This window comes from Cohaesibacter sp. CAU 1516, assembly GCF_005771485.1.
Taxonomy (GTDB): Bacteria; Pseudomonadota; Alphaproteobacteria; order Rhizobiales; family Cohaesibacteraceae; genus Cohaesibacter; species Cohaesibacter intestini.
Genome location: NZ_VANT01000001.1, coordinates 317013 through 337001, shown reverse-complemented (window position 1 = coordinate 337001; position 19989 = coordinate 317013). Strand labels below are relative to the sequence as shown.

The window sequence follows — 19989 nt, the reverse complement described above, 5'->3', positions numbered from 1 at the left end:
ATGGCCAAAAGAAAATCTCGTTCTTTTCTCACCATCGCCGCCTTGCTGGTCACCGCCGCCGCGCTGACCTATGCCTTCTGGCCGCGCCCCTTGATGGTCGATATGGATGTCGCCAAACGCGGCGCCATGATCCAGACCATCAATGAAGAAGGCCGCACAAGGGTGCATGATGCCTATGTGGTCTCCAGCCCGGTGGCCGGACGCCTGATGCGGGTGGAAGCCAAACCCGGTGACGCGGTGATCCGCAATGAAACCGTCGTCGCCCAAATGCGACCGCTCAATCCCGCCGCCCTCGACATCCGCACCCGCGAGCAGGCCCGCGCTGCGGTCACCGCTGCTGAAGCCGCCCTGCGGGTCGCCCGCGCAGACCTCAACAAGGCCATCGCCGATCTGGAATTTGCCGACAGCGAATGGCAGCGTTCCAAGCAACTCGCCGCCAAAGGCAGCGAAAGCCAAGCTGCCCTTGACCGCAAGCAAAGCATGGTGCGCAGCGCCAGCGCCATCCGCGACACCGCAGAAGCCGCCATTGCCATGCGCGAAGCCGAGCTTGCCAATACCCGCGCCCGTCTGATCAGCTTTGATGACCCACAGCCAACCAGTGCTCAGGCCGACGATCATGCCATCCCGCTCAAAGCCCCAACCACCGGGCATATCCTACGCGTCATCCAGCAAAGCGAAACGACGCTGACTGCAGGCACCCCGATCATGGAAATCGGCAACATCGAGAATGACCTCGAAGTGGTGGTCGAACTGCTCTCCACCGACGCGGTGCAGGTCAGCCCCGGCGATCGGGTGATCATTGAAGATTGGGGTGGGGAAGCCACCCTCTCCGGCGAGGTCGAACGGGTCGACCCTTGGGGCTTCAAGAAATTCTCCTCCCTTGGCGTTGAAGAACAGCGCGTCAATGCGGTCATCCAATTTACCGGTCCCAGAGACACGCGCCTGCGCCTTGGCCATGGTTATCGGGTCGAGGTCCGCATCGTTATTTGGGAAAGCGACGGCTCCCTGATCATTCCATCCAACGCCCTCTTCCGCGATGGTGAAGACTGGGCCGTCTTCAAAGTGATCGACGGCAAGGCCCAGCAAGCCCGCGTCAATATCGGCCGCAACAATGGCATCAAGGCCCAGATCCTCGACGGCCTGAAAGAAGGCGACCCAATCATCCTCTACCCTTCCGCCGGCATCACCAACGGCGTAAAGGTTGCCCAGCGGACGATGGAATAGCAAAGGAAGACGCAATCGGGGCACAACCGCGCAAACAAACCGTAAAATCATAGCTAAGTTATTGAAAAGGTTGGTAGGACAGGAGGGACTTGAACCCCCAACCAGACCGTTATGAGCGGTCGGCTCTAACCAATTGAGCTACTGTCCCGAACCGGCTTGCTCGTCCTGACAGCGGACTGCAACAGCAGGGTGCATCTGACCTATACTGAAATGCGCCGACAGGCAAGCCCCGCAACGCCAACCAGTGGATAGCAGAATAGGCCTTCCAAGCCATGCATCCGGGTTATCCCCGACGATAAGTCCTCACTCCCTAATCCAGCCACAAAGTCGCACAACACTCACCCCACAATCGGGCTTGGTTTCAAAACCATGGTCCTTGCTGCGACTGGTCCCTTTTCAATGACCATTGCCCCGCGCTTTCAAGCCAAGGCATTTGATATTCGGAGACATAACTCATGAAAAAGCAGTTTCTGGCCCTTGCCACCGTCCTGCCCCTGTTGGCGCTACCAGCCCATGCTGATGAGGCCAAGGGCGGCACGATCTCGGTCACCGGAACCGGCATCATAGACATGGCCCCGGACATGGCCCTCGTCAGTGCAGGCGTCCAGTCCCGCGCCAAACAAGCCCAGCAGGCCTTAGCCGAAAACAACACCAAGATGCAGGCCCTGTTTGCCGAGCTGGAAAAAGCAGGCATCGACAAGAAAGACATCCAGACAGACAATTTCAACATCCATCCTGAAATCGTCTATCCGCAAAACAACAATTCCAACATCCAGCGCGCGCCTGAAATTGTTGGCTATGTGGTCAACAATCAGGTTGGCGTGAAAATTCGCAAACTGGAAAATGTCGGTTCGGTTCTCACCGCTCTGGTCAATGCCGGGGCCAACAACATGTCGGGCCTCCGCTTTGATGTCTCTGATAAAGCGAATCTGATGGACGAAGCCCGCAAGGCGGCCATTGCCAATGCCCGCGCCAAGGCCGAGCTTTATGCCACTGAGCTGGGCACCAGCATCAAACGCCTCACCTCACTAAGCGAGAATGGCGGCAATCGTCCCCCGGTCCCGATGATGATGCGCGCCGGCAAAGCAGAGATGATGGTCGCCGACGTCCCCGTCGCCGAAGGCACCCTGTCCATGTCCATCACCATCAACACCAGCTGGGAGTTGGCCCAATAAGCCATTGCCAACATGGTCCAGAACGAAAAAGGCCGGACAATCGTCCGGCCTTTTTGTTTCCAAATCCAAGATGCCCTTAGCTGTCCAAGAAGCTGCGCAGTTTGCGTGAGCGGCTTGGATGCTTGAGTTTTCTCAGCGCCTTGGCTTCGATCTGACGAATACGCTCACGGGTCACCGAGAATTGCTGACCAACCTCTTCCAGCGTGTGGTCGGTATTCATGCCGATGCCAAAGCGCATGCGCAGCACGCGTTCCTCACGCGGGGTGAGCGAGGCCAGCACGCGGGTCGTGGTCTCGCGCAAGTTGGCCTGAATGGCCGCATCGATTGGCAGGATCGCATTCTTGTCCTCAATGAAATCACCCAGATGGCTGTCTTCCTCGTCGCCGATTGGCGTTTCAAGGGAGATTGGCTCCTTGGCGATTTTCAGCACCTTACGGACCTTCTCAAGCGGCATCTGCAGCTTTTCAGACAGCTCTTCCGGCGTTGGCTCACGACCAATTTCATGCAGCATCTGGCGGCTGGTGCGGACAATCTTGTTGATTGTCTCTATCATATGCACCGGAATACGAATGGTCCGGGCCTGATCGGCGATCGAACGGGTGATCGCCTGCCTGATCCACCAGGTCGCATAGGTCGAGAATTTGTACCCACGGCGATATTCGAACTTATCGACCGCCTTCATAAGGCCGATATTGCCTTCCTGAATGAGGTCGAGGAACTGCAGACCGCGGTTGGTGTATTTCTTGGCGATCGAAATCACCAGACGCAGGTTGGCTTCGACCATTTCCTTCTTGGCCTGACGGGCTTCCCGCTCGCCTTTCTGCACGGAGGAAACGATGCGGCGGAACTCGCCGATTTCAAGGCCCGTCTCGGTTGCCAGCATCTGGATGTCTTCACGCAGTTCAGCAATCCGGTCCATCTCGTGATGGATGAAGTCTTTCCAGCCACGGCTGGTCAAAGTCGCAACACGCTCGGACCATGCCTGATCCAGCTCGTGACCCTGATATTGCTTGAGGAACTCACCACGGTTGACACCGTAGGCTTCGGCCAGACGCAGCAGACGCCCTTCACGACCGACAAGCTGCTTGTTGATGTCATAGAGCTGGGAGACCAGAGCATCGATACGATTCTGGTTCAAAGACAGACTCTTGACCTCGACAATGATGTCTTCCTTCAGCTTGTCATATTTCTTTTCCTGCTGAGGAGACAGAGCCTTGTTGGCCATGCGGACTTCAACGATTTGATCCTGCAGGCGGCGCAGCTTCTTGTAGTCGTCGGCAATCTGGTCGAAAATCGTCAGAACCTTCGGCTTCAGCTCGGCTTCCATCGCCGCGAGAGACATGTTGTTCTCGAGATCGTCATCGTCATCGTCGTCGCCTTCCCCTTCGCTCTCGGGTTCTTCCCCCTCCTCGCCGGATTTCGGCTGAGCGGCAGCAGCAGGCTTTGGCGTATCAGACGAAGCAGCGGGCGCCCCGGATGCTTCGGTGGCAACGCCCTCCGCAGTCTCATCGCCCTCTTCCTCGTCGTCATCCACGTCATTGTCCGGGCCAGCATAGGTGGCCTCAAGGTCAATGATGTCTCTGAGCAGAATATTGCCTTCGACCAGTTCGTCACGCCAGATAATAATGGCCTGAAAAGTCAGCGGGCTTTCGCACAATCCGGCAATCATCGCCTCGCGACCGGCTTCGATCCGCTTGGCAATGGCAATCTCGCCTTCTCGCGACAAAAGCTCAACCGACCCCATCTCGCGCAGATACATCCGCACAGGATCGTCGGTCCGGTCCGTCGGCTCCTTGCTGGTCGTGGTTTTCGCAACAGCCGTGGACCCTTTGGCTTCCACCAACTCGGTCGAATTGCTCTCGCTTTCGTTTTCTTCGGCTTCTTCCGCCTCGATCACATTGATGCCCATGTCAGACAACATCGACATGGTATCCTCGATCTGCTCGGAGGAAACTTCTTCAGAAGGCAGAACCTCGTTCAACTCGTCATAGGTGACATATCCGCGCTTCTTGGCAGTCTTGATCATCTGCTTGACGGCAGACGCGGTCATGTCCAGCAGCGGCGCGTCGGAACTTGCACCTTCTGAGCCGGACTTTTCTTCAGTATTCTGTGTTGCCTTTGTTGCCATTCCTGTCTCCAAGGATGCTCCATTCAGACCCTGTGCTGAACGTCATCCATTCGCACGGACGCTATTTCATATCCATCAGGCACTCGCCTTGCCAGTGGCATGATTTTTCAGGATTATCGGACCTTCATACCGTGTTGACGTTAAACGCCCCTTAACCGAAACCTGTTGCATGCAGCTGTCTTAACCCCTCAAGACCCTATCCACACCCAATCAGGCCGGTCAGACCAATTGGTCTGCGGCTCAGGTTTCCTTTGAATAATGCAGCTAACAATCATTCCCTCGCCAACTTGACTTTGGCGCATAGCGCTGCCGAACCATGATATTTAGCGCAGTGATTCGATTCGGCAACCCCCACAGACGTCAAAAACCGCCAGAAAACCGACTTTTTTGAATCATTTAGCGCAATTTACCCTGCAATCAAGTCCTCCCGCACGGCCAAGTAAGCAAAGCAACTGATTCGTTTTGACCAGAATGAAGCTGATTCGGTACAGGTCAGCTCATGCCCGGCTTGGCCAATTGCGCCAAGGTATCTTCCAGAGTGTCCGAAATCCCGCTTTCCTTCATCTGATTGTAAAGCTCGGACAGCTCCTGCTCTTCACGCAGATTTTCCTCGCGCCGCCGATGCAGCTCGTTATTGAGGGTGCGGATGCGATCGAACAGGGCCTCATCCACCGAGCCGGACAATTGCCCCATTTCCCGCTCGAGGTCCTTCTCGATCTCACGCACTTCCAGCACATTCAGATAGGACTGGAACAGACGCTGCAGGAAGAGCCGCGAAGGCCCATAGACCAATTGATGCACCCGCCGACGCCCGGCAAGACGCCAGCCCCATGGATAAACAAGGCTGCCATCCTCCTTGCGTTCCTCAAACCCATGAAGGTCGTCAAGCAGCCCCTTCAAGTCATCGCCGCAATGAAAATAGACATCTTCATAGGATTGGGCTTTGTGATCGAAGATGATTTGCGCCAGCACATGCTTGAAGGCCTCAAGGCTTGCCTTTTGGAACGGCAGTTCGAGAATCTGTTCGGCAAATTCCTCAAACAGGAAAGGCATGTGGATCGCCAGACCAATGAGGCAATATTCATATTCGGTCGACTGCCCCTCTTCCGGCACCCGCGATATATTGCCCGATGCTTGCAAGGCATTCGATGGCCCTGCCCCCTTGCCAGCCCGCGCCCCACCGCCGGTGAATCCGCGATTGCGGCTTTCATCCCGCTTCTGCCGCTCCTGTTGCCAGAACAGGGTCGAGAGCGCCGATTTAAACGACAATTGATATTGTCGCCGAACCCGCTCATCCTGAATGGTATTGAGCAGATCCTCAATTCGTTTCTCAAACGCCGCCTTGCGCTCTGGTGTATCGACCGGCTGAGCGTCCAGCTCCCGCTCCCAGATAACCTCGGACAACGGCTTGGCCGAACCAAGCACCGGCCGGAAGGCCTCGGCCCCGCCACTGCGCACCAGATCGTCCGGGTCCTTGCCGTCTGGCAGAAAGACGAACTGGAAGGAATAACCAGCCTTCAAACTGGGCAAAATGCGCTCAATCGAGCGGTGGGCCGCCTGTCGCCCTGCCCGGTCGCCATCAAAACAGATGTAAGGCTCATTGGAGAAGCGCCACATGCGGGCAATCTGCTGCTCGGTAAAGGCGGTTCCAAGGGAGGCCACCACATTGCGTATGCCCGCCTGATGCAGGGCAATCGCATCCATATAGCCCTCGACCACAATGGCCGACCCTGCCTCATAGGCAGCTTGTCGCGCCCGATGGGCGTTGAACAGCATCGTGCCCTTGAAGAACAGCTTGGTTTCGGGCGAGTTGAGATATTTCGGTTTGCCGTCCGGATCAAGGATACGGCCACCAAAAGCCACCACGCGACCCTTTTCATCCTCAATCGGGATCATCAGACGATTGCGGAATCGATCATAGGTCGCCCGACCATCATCAGGCTTGATCACCAGCCCGGTCGCCAGCATATCTTCTTCGCTGACACCGCGCTCCAGCAAATAACTTTTCAGATGATCGCGACTATTGGCAGAATAGCCGAAGCGGAAGGTCTTGAGCGTTTCCCCCGTCAGGCCACGCGCCTGCGCATACCGCCTTGCCTCACGCCCGAGGTCCGAGCTGAACTGCAGCTGGAAATAGCGCGCAGCCATTTCCATCACATCATAAAGGCTGGCCCGTTCCCGTTCCCGCCGTTCAACCTGAGGGTCCGGTGAAGGCAGGACAACGCCCGCCTGTTGCGCCAGCGCCTCGACAGCCTCGGGAAAGCTCAGTCCTTCGGTCTCCATCAGAAACTTGAAAATGTCCCCATGTTTGCCAGAGGAGAAGCAATGATAGAACTGCTTTTGATCATTGACGAAGAAAGACGGTGTTTTTTCCTTGTTGAAGGGCGACAAACCGGCATATTCCCGCCCCTGGCGGCGCAGCTTGACCTTGCGACCCACCACATCCGATACCGGAATCCGTTCACGGATTTCCTCCAGCAGACTTTGCGGAAACTTCATGGATGCGACCAGACTTTCATTCTTCTATCAGCCATCGATCAGGCATCAGCCTTTGATCCGGGCTCGCGAGCCGAATGGCTCCCAATTGCCACCCCCTTCATGCTACAGAAAGTGGGGCAAAATGCCAGTCTCGTAAAGAGACGGCAGGTCAAACGCACAATGGCCCCCGACCAAGGGAGCCATTGCGAAACTCTGTCAAAACAAACGGTCAGATCAAAGCAACATGCCCTTGACGATGCAGCTTGCCTTACCAAAGTCCATTTGCCCCGGATAATGCGCCTTCAGATGCGCCATCACCTTGCCCATATCGCGCAGGCCACCGGCATCCAGTTCCTCGACCGCCCGCGAGCAGGTAGCCGCAACCTCGTCTTCACTCATTTGCTGAGGCAGGAACTCCTTGATGATCACCGCTTCTTCCCGCTCCTGTTCAGCAAGTTCCAGCCGACCGGCCTCTTCATAAATTGCAATCGACTCATCGCGCTGTTTGACCATCTTGGCCAGAATTTGCAGCAATTCGTCGTCAGAAACCCGTTCCTTGCCTTGTCCACGTGCTTCGACATCCCGATCCTTGATCGCAGCGCTGATCAGTCGCAAGGTCGCAATCCGACGCTTGTCCTGAGCCTTGATCGCTTCTTTCAGGTGTTCCGAAATTTGCTCACGCATATTTGCCTCACATCTCATGACTGGCCGGGCACCCATGGTACCGCTGCCAGATCTCGACGGTAGAAGTTTCATCTGGACATAGTCTGTCGACACAAATGTCTATCAAAGCCAGACCACATCTTTCTTCAAAGACTTACCGCATCGCTCGTGCGTCAAGATTCACGGACAATGCACCGTTACATGGCGGCAACCAGTGCTTTTGGACGCCATTTGGCTATCACAAAAACCTAACCTGAATACAGCCACAGCGGCCAAAGAGCAAGTCGACATTCCACTTATAGCCCTTCGTCGCTACGAAGGATCTGAGCATGTACAACAAAAAGATCTCGGTCGCCAGAGGAGATTTACGCAGCACCACAACACAAAATGCCGAATAAAGTAGAAAATCAGAACTATTATCTGATTAATTTTCAACATCACATTGACGATGGCCATCTTTTGCCCTAGATCATGTCTTCTGAGAACAGGTGTTTCCCAAATCCGCCAAACCGTCCATGTTCTGCAAGCGCCTGACGGGCGCTGGCGGGCTGCAAACTGGCACGAACCTGACACTGTCACTGGCTTGGACGAGGGAAACGAAACACTTTCAGGACGCATTCGGCATGGCTCACCCCGCTACCAACTCGGCCCCAGCACCTTGGGAAGATACCAAACCAACCGCCTTGCTTGTCTTGGCGGACGGCACTGTCATTGAAGGACAAGGCATCGGCAGCACTGGCTCTGCAGTTGCCGAGGTTTGCTTCAACACCGCCATCACCGGCTATCAGGAAATCCTGACGGATCCCTCCTATGCTGGCCAGATCGTCACCTTCACCTTCCCGCATGTGGGCAATATCGGCACCAATGAGGAAGACGTCGAGACGATCGACATGGAAAGCGAGACGGGCGTCCGCGGCACGGTCATCAAGACCGATATCACGGAACCATCCAACTATCGTGCCTCCCGCCATTTCGACGCCTGGCTGAAAAGCCGTGGCATCATCGGCATTGCCGGTGTGGACACCCGCGCCCTGACAGCTCTCATCCGCGAAAAGGGTCTGGCCAATGCGGTCATCGCCCACGCTCCGGATGGTGACTTCGATGTCGACGCCCTCAAACGTCAGGCAGCGGGCTGGAATGGTCTTGTCGGGGCTGACCTCGCCAAGGATGTCACCACGGCGGCCAGCTTCGAATGGAATGAAACCCCTTGGCAATGGGACAAGGGCTATGGCGAACGCGCCGAAGATGCTTTCCATGTGGTGGCCATCGACTTTGGCGTCAAGCGCAACATCCTGCGTCTGCTGGCAGCACAGGGCTGCAAGCTGACCGTCCTGCCTGCCACCGCAACCGGCGAAGAGATCCTTGCCCTTAATCCCGACGGGGTCTTCCTGTCGAACGGCCCCGGCGACCCGGCAGCAACCGGCACCTATGCCGTCGACGCCATCAAGGCGGTGATCGAGGCGGGCATTCCTTTGTTCGGCATTTGCCTTGGCCATCAGATGCTGGCGTTGGCCCTTGGTGCCAAGACCGAGAAAATGCATCAGGGCCACCATGGCGCCAACCATCCGGTTCAAGACAAGACCACCGGCAAGGTCGAGATCACCTCGATGAATCATGGCTTCGCCGTTGATGGTGAGACCCTGCCTGCTGGCGTCTCCGAGACCCATGTGTCGCTGTTTGACGGCTCGAACTGCGGCCTGGCGGTAGACGGCAAACCGATCTTCTCGGTGCAGTATCACCCCGAAGCCTCTCCTGGCCCGCAGGACAGTCATTATCTCTTCACCCGCTTCACCAATCTGATCCGGGTGAAAAAAGGCATGGAGCAGCGCCCGGAATAACAGCCGCAACCGCTGACACTCAAATACAGAAAACCCGCCCAAGGCTCCTGCCCGGCGGGTTTTCTTTTGTCCTTAAAGGGCGTGTCTCAGGGATTGGCGACAGAAAAGGTATCACACGCCGCCACCTTGCCGCCCTCATAGCCACGGGTAAACCATGCCTTGCGCTGAGCGGACGTGCCGTGGTTGAAGCTGTCAGGCACTACATAACCTTGCGTGCGCTTCTGCAAGGCATCATCACCGATCTGGGTAGCCGCATTCAGGGCTTCTCCCAGATCCCCCTGCTCCAACAGGCCTTTCTGGTTGGTACGATGGGCCCAGACGCCAGCATAACAATCTGCTTGCAATTCGACCCGGATCGACATTTGGTTTTCTTCCAGCTTGCTCATAGAGCGCCGCATCTGATTGAATTTCGGCAGCACCCCCGTGATATTCTGGATATGGTGCCCCACTTCATGGGCAATCACATAGGCTTGGGCAAAGTCCCCCGGCGCCTCAAACCGGGTCTTCAACTCGCGGTAAAAGCCAAGATCGATATAGACCTTCTGATCTCCCGGACAATAGAAGGGCCCGGTCGCCGAAGAGGCTGACCCGCAGGCTGATCGGACCTGATTGGAAAAGAGAACCAGCTTCGGCTCGGGATAGCGCTCTCCCGCCTGCTGGAAGATTTTCCCCCAGACATCTTCCGTCTCGGCTAACACGACCTTCACAAAGGCCGCCATCTCGTCATTGGCAGCAGATTGCCCCGGTTGGGCCTGCTGGCTCTGCGGTGATGTCTGTTGCGGGAGATAGACATCCCCCCCACCCATCAGCATCGAAAGGATTGTGGTCGGACTGACTCCCATCATCCAAAGAACGCCCCCCACAACCAGAAGCACAATCAGGCTTGGGCTGCCGCGACGCCCCCCTCGCCCCAAAGGCAGGCGGATGCTGCCTCTTGGCATGGAAGCGGGACGCATCCCTCTTTGATCTTCCACATTGCTGCTTTGTCTTCGTCCTCGCCAACGCATGTCTTAAGTCCCTGAATCTCGCACCCGGTCCATAGTCACAAAGAGCTTGCACGAAGCCTCAAGCGAATTGCGATCAGAAATCTGACCAATGGCAACAAAATGTAGGTGGAAAAGAGGAGGGAGGCTCGGCGGAAATCGGGCTGCACCAAAGGCCAGATAACAAGAAAGGCCCGCGTGGGGTGCGGGCCTTCTTCTTGTCTATAAATGCCCGGATTTTTACCGGGACATTATTGGGCGTTTTAGTCTACAATAGAGCGCCAGATCCGTGCAAAAGAGCAACGGAAACTAGCAACCTTATGTACATCACACCGACGACTGACGCCCAACGTCGCACGGCTAGCTACAAGATCAGCCAACATTGGGTTTCTCCAAAAGTTGTTGGGACGATGACATCCCGATGATTGTCGCACCAAACGGTAATTATCAGATTGACCATAAGGAAGCTTAGGCTTTAAATGGACCTGAAACTGCACTTAGTGCGCTTACACGACTATATATGTGCACATTGTGCGCCAATGTCAACAGACAAAAGCGCACAAATTGCACCAAGCCACCCGAACGAAGTTAAATTTAGTCTAAGGTTGATGCTTCTCGTGCCCAGTCAGAAAAAAGAAACCACGCTTGATCCAATGCCTCCGGAACAGTTCCGCATCTGGCGGAAGAATATGGGGCTGAAACAAAAGGATGCCGCTGATTTGCTTGGCTTGAAAAAGCGGATGATCCAATATTACGAGAAAGGGCGACGAGACGGAAAAACCGTTACAATTCCGAAGTCTGTGCGTCTGGCCTGCTATGCGCTCTCCATCGGCGTGGGGGATTATGATGGCAACAAACCGTATAATCTGGACCTGAGCCAGTTTCAGCAGGACGAGAGCTGAAACACCACTCCCAAAAGCCTCGGCATGCCGATATCCAGCCAGCCCGAAAACACCCTTTTTCGATTCAATTCATCAGGAAAACCACAGATATCAACAAACCGTGTTTTTTCTCGGAAAATCGTGCGTTCAAGGGTCAATCCCCCTTCAGTTGGGCAAGACCTGTCTCATCAACCGCAGTCATCAACAACAAGGCTTCGATATCCACCAAACGAACGCAGGCCGGGAACATTATCAACCAAACGAGATCAACAAACCGAACAATCGACCGGATAAGTGCTGATTTCTATCAAAAAAGTGCCCCGCCCTATGGCCTTGACGACCATATTTCGCTATAGCGACACAAATCTCATCTGAAAAACCCCGACCTGCAACGGCCTGGGCTCCCATCATGCGCGGGAGCGCGGTGCCTTGACATGAGCGCGAAACAAGATGCCAAAGCGGAACGACATTCAATCCATCCTGATCATCGGCGCCGGCCCAATCATCATTGGGCAGGCCTGCGAATTCGATTATTCCGGAACTCAGGCCTGTAAGGCTCTGAAAGAGGAAGGATATCGGGTCATCCTCGTCAACTCCAACCCAGCCACGATCATGACTGATCCTGACATGGCGGACGCGACCTATATTGAGCCGATCACACCAGAAATCGTCGCCAAGATCATTGAGAAGGAACGACCAGACGCTCTGCTGCCAACCATGGGCGGCCAGACGGCGCTGAACTGCGCCCTGTCGCTGCGCAAAATGGGCGTGCTGGATAAATATAATGTCGAAATGATCGGCGCCACCGCCGAAGCCATCGACAAGGCCGAGGATCGCGAGCTGTTCCGCGAAGCGATGACCAAGATTGGCCTTGATACGCCGGTTTCTCGTCTGGCGCACAATATCCCCGAAGCGCTTGAGGCGCTCGACGTGGTCGGCCTGCCAGCCATCATCCGTCCGTCCTTCACCATGGGCGGCACCGGTGGCGGCGTGGCCTATAACCGCGAAGAATATCTCGAAATCATAGAGCGGGGGCTCGATGCCTCCCCGACCACCGAAGTGCTGGTCGAGGAAAGCATCATCGGCTGGAAAGAATATGAGATGGAGGTCGTTCGCGATAAGAATGACAACTGCATCATCATTTGTTCAATCGAAAACCTCGACCCGATGGGCGTTCATACCGGCGACTCGATCACCATCGCCCCGGCCCTGACCCTGACCGATAAAGAATATCAGGTCATGCGCGACGCCTCTCTGGCCGTTCTGCGCGAGATCGGTGTTGAGACCGGTGGCTCCAACGTCCAGTTCTCGGTCAATCCGGAAAATGGCCGTCTGATCGTCATCGAAATGAATCCACGCGTGTCGCGCTCCTCGGCGCTCGCTTCCAAGGCAACCGGCTTCCCGATTGCCAAGGTCGCAGCCAAGCTGGCCGTCGGCTACACTTTGGATGAATTGGCCAACGACATCACCGGCGGCGCAACGCCTGCCTCGTTCGAGCCATCCATCGATTATGTGGTCACCAAGATCCCACGCTTTGCCTTCGAGAAATTCCCCGGCGCCGAGCCAGTCCTCTCCACCGCCATGAAGTCGGTTGGGGAAGTAATGGCCATTGGCCGGACCTTCCAGGAATCGCTGCAGAAAGCCCTACGTGGTCTTGAAACCGGCCTGACCGGTGTCAACGAAGTGGAAATTGAAGGTCTCGGCCAAGGCGATGACAAGAACGCCATTCGCGCGGCCCTTGCCAAAGCCACTCCGGACCGGATCCTCAAGGCAGCCCAAGCCATGCGTCTTGGCGTGCCGCACGACCAGATCCATGAAATCTCCAAGTTCGATCCATGGTTCCTTGAACAGGTTCAAGGCATCATCGACATGGAAGAGCGTGTCCGCGCCCATGGTCTGCCGCAGGATGCGAAAAATCTACGCAAGCTGAAAAGCATGGGCTTTTCTGACGCCCGTCTGGCCGAGCTGGCTGATACCAGCGCCAAGAAAGTGTTTGAGCTGCGTCATGCCCTTGACGTGCGCCCGGTCTATAAGCGCATCGACACCTGTGCGGCCGAATTCGCCTCCCCGACCGCTTACATGTATTCCAGCTACGAGCTGCCATTCGATGGCGCGACCGTCTGCGAAGCCATGCCGTCGGATCGCAAGAAAGTCGCCATTTTGGGTGGTGGCCCGAACCGCATCGGTCAGGGCATCGAGTTTGATTATTGCTGCTGTCATGCCTGCTACGCCATGAGCGAAGTTGGCTATGAAACCATCATGATCAACTGCAACCCGGAAACCGTCTCCACCGACTATGACACTTCCGACCGCCTCTATTTCGAACCACTGACCGAAGAAGACGTGATCGAAATCCTGCGCAAAGAGCAGGAAAATGGCGAACTGGTTGGCGTGATCGTGCAGTTTGGTGGCCAGACCCCGCTGAAACTGGCCAATGCCCTTGAGGATGCAGACATTCCGATCCTCGGCACTTCGCCAGATGCCATTGATTTGGCCGAAGACCGCGACCGCTTCCAGAAGCTGCTGCACAAGCTGGATCTGATGCAGCCACGCAACGGCATTGCCTATTCCATCGAGCAGGCCCGCATCGTTGCCGATCAGATCGGCTTCCCGATCGTGGTCCGTCCATCCTATGTGCTGGGTGGCCGCGCCATGGAAATTGTCCGCACCGCCGACGCTTTCGAGAAATATATCCAGATGACGCTGGCCGAGCTGGTACCACCGGATATCCGTCTCAAATATCCAAACGACAAGACCGGCCAGATCAACGCTGTACTGGCGCAAAACGCCCTGCTGTTTGACAGCTATCTGTCCGGCGCGATTGAGGTGGATGTGGACTGCCTGTGCGACGGCGAAGACGTGGTCGTCTGCGGCATCATGGAGCATATCGAAGAAGCGGGCATCCATTCGGGCGACTCCGCCTGCTCCTTGCCGCCCCACTCGCTGTCAGAAGAAATTCAGCAAGAATTGATCCGTCAAACCAAAGAGATGGCATTGGCGCTGAATGTTGGCGGCCTGATGAATGTGCAATATGCGGTCAAAGACGGCGACATCTATGTCATCGAAGTCAATCCGCGCGCATCCCGGACCGTGCCATTCGTTGCCAAGACCGTCGGCAAGCCGATTGCCAAGATCGCTTCCCGCGTCATGACCGGCGAAAAACTTTCCACCTTCGACGTGAAGCTCGAAAAGATCGATCATGTCGCCGTCAAGGAAGCCGTCTTCCCATTTGCCCGTTTCCAGGGCGTCGACACGTTGCTCGGCCCGGAAATGCGCTCGACCGGTGAGGTTATGGGTCTCGACAAAGACTTCCCAATCGCCTTTGCCAAGTCCCAGCTGGGCGGCGGCACCAAGGTGCCGGTGGAAGGCACCGCCTTCATCTCGGTCAAGAAAGATGACAAGCCACGGGTCCTGTCAGCGGTCCAGCGCCTCAAAGACGCAGGCTTCCGCATCATTGCGACAGGCGGCACCCAACGCTATTTGGCAGAGAATGGCATTGAATGCGAGAAAATCAACAAGATGCTGGAAGGCCGTCCGCACATTGTTGACGCCATCAAAAACGGCGAAGTGCATCTGGTCTTCAACACCACTGAAGGTGCAAAAGCACTTTCCGACAGTCGGGATTTGCGCCGCGCTGCACTTTTGCATAAAGTACCCTACTACACGACGGTGGCGGGAGCCCTTGCTGCAGCACAGGGAATTGAAGCCTACAAAACAGGAAACATTGAAGTTCGGCCACTGCAGGACTATTTTTCCTAACAAACAACGGCCAAGATTGGCCTGTTGAATAGAGACAGATTCATGCGCGTTCCGAAGGCTTTTGCCCTCGGAGCGCTAAACTTTTTTATAGGGGCCAATGCCCCGGAACGGATCAGGAGGCTTTCCGAAGGCTATGGAAAAAATCCCAATGACGCCTGCAGGATATCAGGCTCTGGAAGAAGAACTAAAAAAACGCAGCAGCGAAGAGCGCCCGCGTATCATTGCCGCCATTTCAGAAGCGCGCGCGCACGGTGACCTTTCGGAAAATGCCGAATATCACGCTGCCAAAGAACAGCAGAGTCTCAATGAAGGGCGCATTGCCGAACTGGAAGACAAACTGTCCCGCGCCGAAGTGATCGACGTGTCCAAGATGAGTGGCGACACGATCAAGTTCGGTGCAACCGTCACCATTGTCGACGAAGACACCGACGAGGAAAAGACCTATCAGATTGTAGGCGACATGGAAGCAGACCTGAACAAGGGTCGCATTTCCCTGTCCTCCCCGATCGCCCGTGCCCTGATCGGCAAACAGGTCGAGGATTCGGTCGAGGTCTCTGCACCCGGTGGCTCGAAATCCTACGAGATTCTGAAAGTGAAATACGTCTAGGGGCCTCAAGCGCCGGTCTCCAAACCGGCGCAGCTCCCTTGCAGATTTTGGCTCTGCTCACGGGCTGCCTAACTGCCTCGCCCGTCCCCGAACCGGACACAAACTGCCCGATCCCTCTTCATAAAGCCCGATCAATCACCCAGATCGATCGGAACATTCGGATAGTTTTTGCTCTGTCGAATGGTAAGCGACGTGCGCACGCTATCTACATTGGGTGCCGAGGTCAGTTCGTTGATCACGAATGACTGGAAGGCCTGAAGATCGGGGGCCACACAGCGCAGGACAAAGTCGATATCGCCCGACAGCATGTAGCATTCGCGCACCTGTGGCCATGAGCGCACGAGGCTTTCGAACGCAACCAGATCGGCTTCAGCCTGACTGTGCAGACCGACCATGGCAATCGCGGTCACATCGAACCCGATTTGCTTCTCGTCGACAATGGCACGATAACCTTTGATGATGCCGGCTTCTTCGAGCGCACGGACACGACGCAGGCAGGGAGGGGCGGAAATACCGACGCGGCGCGCGAGCTCCACATTGGTGATACGACCGTCATCCTGTAGTTCTTTCAGGATCTTCCAGTCGATGGGATCTAGTCTTGCTTTCAATGCAACAGGTCTCTTATTTTTGTTGAGTAAGGGGAGAGATATCGCCCGAACCAATGCCAACCGGTATAACGCTCAAGCCTTCCATATCATAGTCACAAAAACACCGATTTGGAAAGTTTTGACATTTTTTTGTGCGCATTTCCGACACAGAGTGACTGTTCTGTGAATGATTCGGAAATTTTAGGAATAGGAGCGCTTGCGTGACTTCCACCCCTGATAGAGTGATTTGGGTTCTGACGGACGGCAAGGCAGGTGACCTGAACCAGTGTCTGGGCGTCGCCGAGCGGCTCAATGGCCGCATTGAAACACGCACGGTCGCTCCCGCCGCGCCATGGGTCTGGCTGATGCCCTGGGGCCCCGTTCCTCCCGCCGACAATCCGGCAAACCCCGCCTCACCACTCCATGGCACACCACCGGACATTGCCATCGCATCCGGCCGCCGCGCAGCCGCCTATCTGCGCAAACTCAAGCAGATCAGCCCGCACACCGTGACAGTCTTCTTAAAGGACCCGCGCACTGACAATGTGCAGGCCGACCTGATCTGGGTACCGTTCCACGACAAACGACGCGGCAAGAATGTGCTGGTCACCCTGACCGGCCCGCATCGCATCACGCATGAGGCCCTCAAGCAGGCCGCAAGCAAGGGTCCCGCAGCGCTGCACCACCTGCCAGCACCGCGCATCGCGCTCGTTCTGGGTGGCGACACCGCCAAGGAAAAGTTCGGCAAGGCCGCAGCCCAACGCCTCGCTCACTATATTGCCCACGAGTTGCCGCCCCATATGGGGGTGATGGTCACCCCGTCCCGACGCACGCCGGACCACCTGCTCAAGACTATCCAGCAAGCCTTGCGCGCGCGCCCTCACTGGATCTGGGATGGCGAAGGTGACAATCCCTACTTCACAATGCTGACGCTGGCCGACGCGATCATCGTCACGGCTGATTCTCATTCCATGCTGTCAGAAGTGCTTGCCGCCCCTGTTCCTGTCTATATTTTCGAGCCCGATGCCTACCCTAGGAAGCTCAAAAGCACCATCGACCAGCTCATTCAACAGCCTTCTGTTCAACTTCTTGTGGGACCACTTGAAACAGGAACCCGCCCGACCATAGATTCAACGGAACTGATAGCGGACGAGATTCTCGACCTGCTGAACCAATCCTGATAGCGTGCCGACTGCCACCCAGCAGATGGCAGTCCCTTTGAAGAAAGAAACTCCGATGCATAGCAAAGTCTTGATCATTGGCTCTGGCCCGGCCGGATATACCGCTGCCATTTATGCCGCCCGCGCCATGCTTGAGCCAACCCTTGTTGCCGGCATGCAAGAAGGTGGTCAGTTGACCATCACCACCGAAATCGAAAACTATCCTGGCTTTGCCGAAGAAATTCAGGGCCCGTGGTTGATGGAACAGATGAAGGCGCAGGCAGCCAATGTCGGCACCAAACTGGTCTCTGACATCATCACCGAAGTTGACCTGTCGTCCCGCCCCTTCAAGGCCAAGGGCGATTCCGGCACCGAATATACCGCCGACAGCCTGATCATCGCCACCGGCGCACAGGCCCGCTGGCTCGGCATGGAAACCGAAGAGAAGTTCAAGGGCTTCGGCATCTCCGCTTGTGCCACCTGTGACGGTTTCTTCTATCGCGGCAAGGAAGTGCTGGTGATTGGCGGCGGCAACACCGCTGTTGAAGAGGCGCTGTATCTGACCCACCATGCGGACAAGGTTACCGTCATCCATCGCCGCGATGAGTTCCGCGCCGAGAAGATCCTTCAGAACCGCCTGTTCAAGCATCCCAAGATCGAAGTGATCTGGGACAGCGTGATCGAAGAATTCACCGGCAAGGAAGGCTTCCCACCAAGCGTCACCGGTGCCAAGCTGCGCAATGTCAAAACAGGCGAGACCACCGACATCACCGCCGACGGCATCTTTGTCGCTATTGGCCACGCCCCGGCTGTCGAGTTGTTCAAAGACCAGATCAAGATGACCGACCACGGCTATATCTGGTCGGCACCTGATTCGACCGTCACCTCCATTCCCGGCGTTTTTGCTGCTGGCGACGTGACCGATGACAAGTATCGTCAGGCCGTCACAGCCGCCGGACAGGGCTGTATGGCAGCTTTGGAGGCAGAACGCTTCCTAGCTGAGCAGGAAGACGCTGAATAATAACGGGTTTTGCCCAAGAAATCCTCCCAGACCGCAGACAGACACTTTGTTTTGCGCTGCAAAGTTATTAGACTATCGGTTACCTTGGTTTTTGCATGCCAGACGTAACCAATACGCATAGCAAAACAAAGGTCTGGATTTTCAGTATAGAACCGAGAGGGGCCATCAGCTGCTCTTGGTGGAGGACAATATGGATTGGGACAAACTTCGCATCTTTCATGCGGCTGCAGATGCCGGGAGCTTCACCCATGCCGGTGACAAGCTCCACATGAGCCAATCCGCCATCTCCCGTCAGGTCAGCGCCCTTGAGGCCGATCTCGGCGTCACGCTTTTTCATCGCCATGCCCGTGGCCTCATCCTGACAGAACAGGGTGAGTTACTCTATCGCACCGCCCATGATGTGCTGATGAAGCTGGAAACGGTCCGCACTCACCTGACGGACTCCAAGGAAAAACCAACCGGAGAGTTGCGACTGACCACCACCGTTGGTCTTGGCTCTGCATGGCTGACCCAGCATCTACCGGAATTTCTGGAACTCTATCCCGGCATCGCGATCAATCTGCTGCTGGAGAATGAGGATCTCGATCTGGGGATGCGTGAGGCCGACGTCGCCATTCGCCTGCATCAACCGACCCAGCCGGATCTCATTCAGCGCAAGCTCTTCACCGTCCATTTCCACATGTATGCCGCACCGGACTATTTGAAGAAATACAGCCAGCCACAATCGATGGATGATCTGGACCATCATCGCCTGATTTGCTTTGGCAACAATCACCCGGCCTATCTCAAGGACATCAACTGGCTTGAAACCGCCCAGATGCCCCCGGGGCGCAAGCGCCAGATGGCGCTGAAGGTCAACAACATCCTTGGCCTGCGTAGCGCTGTGATGCGCGGTGCAGGCATTGCGATTCTACCCGATTACGTTGTCCATCCGCGCGACAACCTCATACAGTTGTTGCCAAGTGTGGAAATGCCAAGCTTCGAGACTTATTTTGTTTATGCCGCAGAATTGCGCAATTCCATGCGCATCAACGCCATCAGGGATTTTCTGCTGTCAAAAGCGGCAAGCTGGCATTATTAATTGCGTCAGAGCTACGTTTCACGACCAAAGCTTGCTCACTGGACATCGCATAACACCTACAGTGCAATGGAACAACTGCCATGCCCTTTCCGCATAGCAGCAATGCGTCTGTATGGATTGTAAGTAGGCTAATTAATAGGCATATACAGCCTTAGCTGAAGGCAATAATCGTCACACACTCCTCCCCGTGGCGATGTTTGTAGCCAGCTGTTCCCCTCTGGAAGGTGATTGCTCCGCATATTTATGCGGATTTTACTTCAAAGCCGGACCTTGGTCCGGCTTTTTTTTTCGCCTAAGCCAGTTGCTGCGCATACAGACTATTTATGCCTATTTTTTAATCAAAAATAAGTTTGCACAATAATCTATCAAAATCAGTTGGTTCAATAATGCATAGGACGAGGGCG

14 protein-coding genes and 1 tRNA gene are annotated in these 19989 nt (G+C 55.8%); 9 read left to right on the top strand and 6 right to left on the bottom strand.

Going from position 1 to position 19989, the window contains the following annotated elements:
* Positions 1-1224: an HlyD family efflux transporter periplasmic adaptor subunit gene (locus tag FDK21_RS01515; RefSeq protein ID WP_138147262.1), complete on the top strand. Its 1224-nt coding sequence runs from the start codon at positions 1-3 to the stop codon at positions 1222-1224.
* Positions 1225-1295: 71 nt separating this feature from the next.
* Here FDK21_RS01515 and FDK21_RS01510 read toward each other — a convergent pair.
* Positions 1296-1372 (bottom strand) — tRNA-Ile (locus FDK21_RS01510).
* A gap of 307 nt (positions 1373-1679) precedes the next feature.
* Between FDK21_RS01510 and FDK21_RS01505 the strand changes: the two genes are divergently transcribed.
* Positions 1680-2399: an SIMPL domain-containing protein gene (locus tag FDK21_RS01505; RefSeq protein WP_138147261.1), complete on the top strand. Its 720-nt coding sequence runs from the start codon at positions 1680-1682 to the stop codon at positions 2397-2399.
* 76 nt (positions 2400-2475) lie between these two features.
* Here FDK21_RS01505 and rpoD read toward each other — a convergent pair whose 3' ends face one another.
* The 3 genes from rpoD to FDK21_RS01490 form a co-directional block, all read right to left on the bottom strand.
* A complete protein-coding gene (gene rpoD, locus FDK21_RS01500; protein ID WP_138147260.1) occupies positions 2476-4527 on the bottom strand; it encodes an RNA polymerase sigma factor RpoD in 2052 nt (683 codons plus the stop codon).
* Between the two features lie 492 nt (positions 4528-5019).
* Positions 5020-7026: a DNA primase gene (dnaG, locus tag FDK21_RS01495; RefSeq protein ID WP_138147259.1), complete on the bottom strand. Its 2007-nt coding sequence runs from the start codon at positions 7024-7026 to the stop codon at positions 5020-5022.
* A gap of 213 nt (positions 7027-7239) precedes the next feature.
* The gene (locus FDK21_RS01490; RefSeq protein WP_114009522.1) at positions 7240-7689 is read right to left on the bottom strand and encodes a GatB/YqeY domain-containing protein; all 450 of its coding nucleotides are present in this window, start codon (positions 7687-7689) and stop codon (positions 7240-7242) included.
* A gap of 602 nt (positions 7690-8291) precedes the next feature.
* Between FDK21_RS01490 and carA the strand changes: the two genes are divergently transcribed.
* On the top strand, positions 8292-9506 hold the full coding sequence (gene carA / locus FDK21_RS01485; RefSeq protein WP_138147258.1) for a glutamine-hydrolyzing carbamoyl-phosphate synthase small subunit: 1215 nt from the start codon (positions 8292-8294) through the stop codon (positions 9504-9506).
* Between the two features lie 86 nt (positions 9507-9592).
* Here carA and FDK21_RS01480 read toward each other — a convergent pair whose 3' ends face one another.
* Positions 9593-10513 (bottom strand): neutral zinc metallopeptidase, encoded by a 921-nt coding sequence (locus tag FDK21_RS01480; RefSeq protein WP_114009524.1) that lies wholly within the window; start codon positions 10511-10513, stop codon positions 9593-9595.
* A 455-nt stretch (positions 10514-10968) separates the two neighbouring features.
* Here FDK21_RS01480 and FDK21_RS20870 point away from each other — a divergent pair, with 455 nt between their 5' ends.
* The 3 genes from FDK21_RS20870 (at position 10969) to greA (ending at position 15736) form a co-directional block, all read left to right on the top strand.
* Complete coding sequence (locus FDK21_RS20870; RefSeq protein WP_245418420.1) at positions 10969-11391, top strand: helix-turn-helix domain-containing protein; 423 nt, start codon at positions 10969-10971, stop codon at positions 11389-11391.
* Between the two features lie 429 nt (positions 11392-11820).
* Positions 11821-15129, top strand: a complete 3309-nt coding sequence (carB, locus tag FDK21_RS01470) for a carbamoyl-phosphate synthase large subunit (protein WP_138147257.1) — start codon at positions 11821-11823, stop codon at positions 15127-15129.
* Positions 15130-15262: 133 nt separating this feature from the next.
* Positions 15263-15736, top strand: a complete 474-nt coding sequence (greA, locus tag FDK21_RS01465) for a transcription elongation factor GreA (protein WP_114009526.1) — start codon at positions 15263-15265, stop codon at positions 15734-15736.
* A 131-nt stretch (positions 15737-15867) separates the two neighbouring features.
* On the opposite strand, the gene FDK21_RS01460 is transcribed toward greA, so the two are convergent.
* Positions 15868-16344, bottom strand: a complete 477-nt coding sequence (locus FDK21_RS01460) for an Lrp/AsnC family transcriptional regulator (protein ID WP_114009527.1) — start codon at positions 16342-16344, stop codon at positions 15868-15870.
* A 200-nt stretch (positions 16345-16544) separates the two neighbouring features.
* Between FDK21_RS01460 and FDK21_RS01455 the strand changes: the two genes are divergently transcribed.
* The 3 genes from FDK21_RS01455 (at position 16545) to FDK21_RS01445 (ending at position 19585) form a co-directional block, all read left to right on the top strand.
* On the top strand, positions 16545-17504 hold the full coding sequence (locus FDK21_RS01455; RefSeq protein ID WP_138147256.1) for a mitochondrial fission ELM1 family protein: 960 nt from the start codon (positions 16545-16547) through the stop codon (positions 17502-17504).
* 55 nt (positions 17505-17559) lie between these two features.
* Entirely contained in the window at positions 17560-18504 is a 945-nt protein-coding gene (trxB, locus tag FDK21_RS01450) for a thioredoxin-disulfide reductase (protein ID WP_138147255.1), read from the top strand.
* Between the two features lie 178 nt (positions 18505-18682).
* Entirely contained in the window at positions 18683-19585 is a 903-nt protein-coding gene (locus FDK21_RS01445) for a LysR family transcriptional regulator (protein ID WP_198662907.1), read from the top strand.
* Positions 19586-19989 lie beyond the last annotated feature (404 nt).

Coding starts and splice junctions, on each gene's coding strand:
- FDK21_RS01515 (WP_138147262.1), top strand. CDS start 1: ATGGCCAAAAGAAAATCTCGTTCTTTTCTCACCATCGCCGCCTTGCTG.
- FDK21_RS01505 (WP_138147261.1), top strand. CDS start 1,680: ATGAAAAAGCAGTTTCTGGCCCTTGCCACCGTCCTGCCCCTGTTGGCG.
- rpoD (WP_138147260.1), bottom strand. CDS start 4,527: ATGGCAACAAAGGCAACACAGAATACTGAAGAAAAGTCCGGCTCAGAA.
- dnaG (WP_138147259.1), bottom strand. CDS start 7,026: ATGAAGTTTCCGCAAAGTCTGCTGGAGGAAATCCGTGAACGGATTCCG.
- FDK21_RS01490 (WP_114009522.1), bottom strand. CDS start 7,689: ATGCGTGAGCAAATTTCGGAACACCTGAAAGAAGCGATCAAGGCTCAG.
- carA (WP_138147258.1), top strand. CDS start 8,292: ATGGCTCACCCCGCTACCAACTCGGCCCCAGCACCTTGGGAAGATACC.
- FDK21_RS01480 (WP_114009524.1), bottom strand. CDS start 10,513: ATGCGTTGGCGAGGACGAAGACAAAGCAGCAATGTGGAAGATCAAAGA.
- FDK21_RS20870 (WP_245418420.1), top strand. CDS start 10,969: ATGGACCTGAAACTGCACTTAGTGCGCTTACACGACTATATATGTGCA.
- carB (WP_138147257.1), top strand. CDS start 11,821: ATGCCAAAGCGGAACGACATTCAATCCATCCTGATCATCGGCGCCGGC.
- greA (WP_114009526.1), top strand. CDS start 15,263: ATGGAAAAAATCCCAATGACGCCTGCAGGATATCAGGCTCTGGAAGAA.
- trxB (WP_138147255.1), top strand. CDS start 17,560: ATGCATAGCAAAGTCTTGATCATTGGCTCTGGCCCGGCCGGATATACC.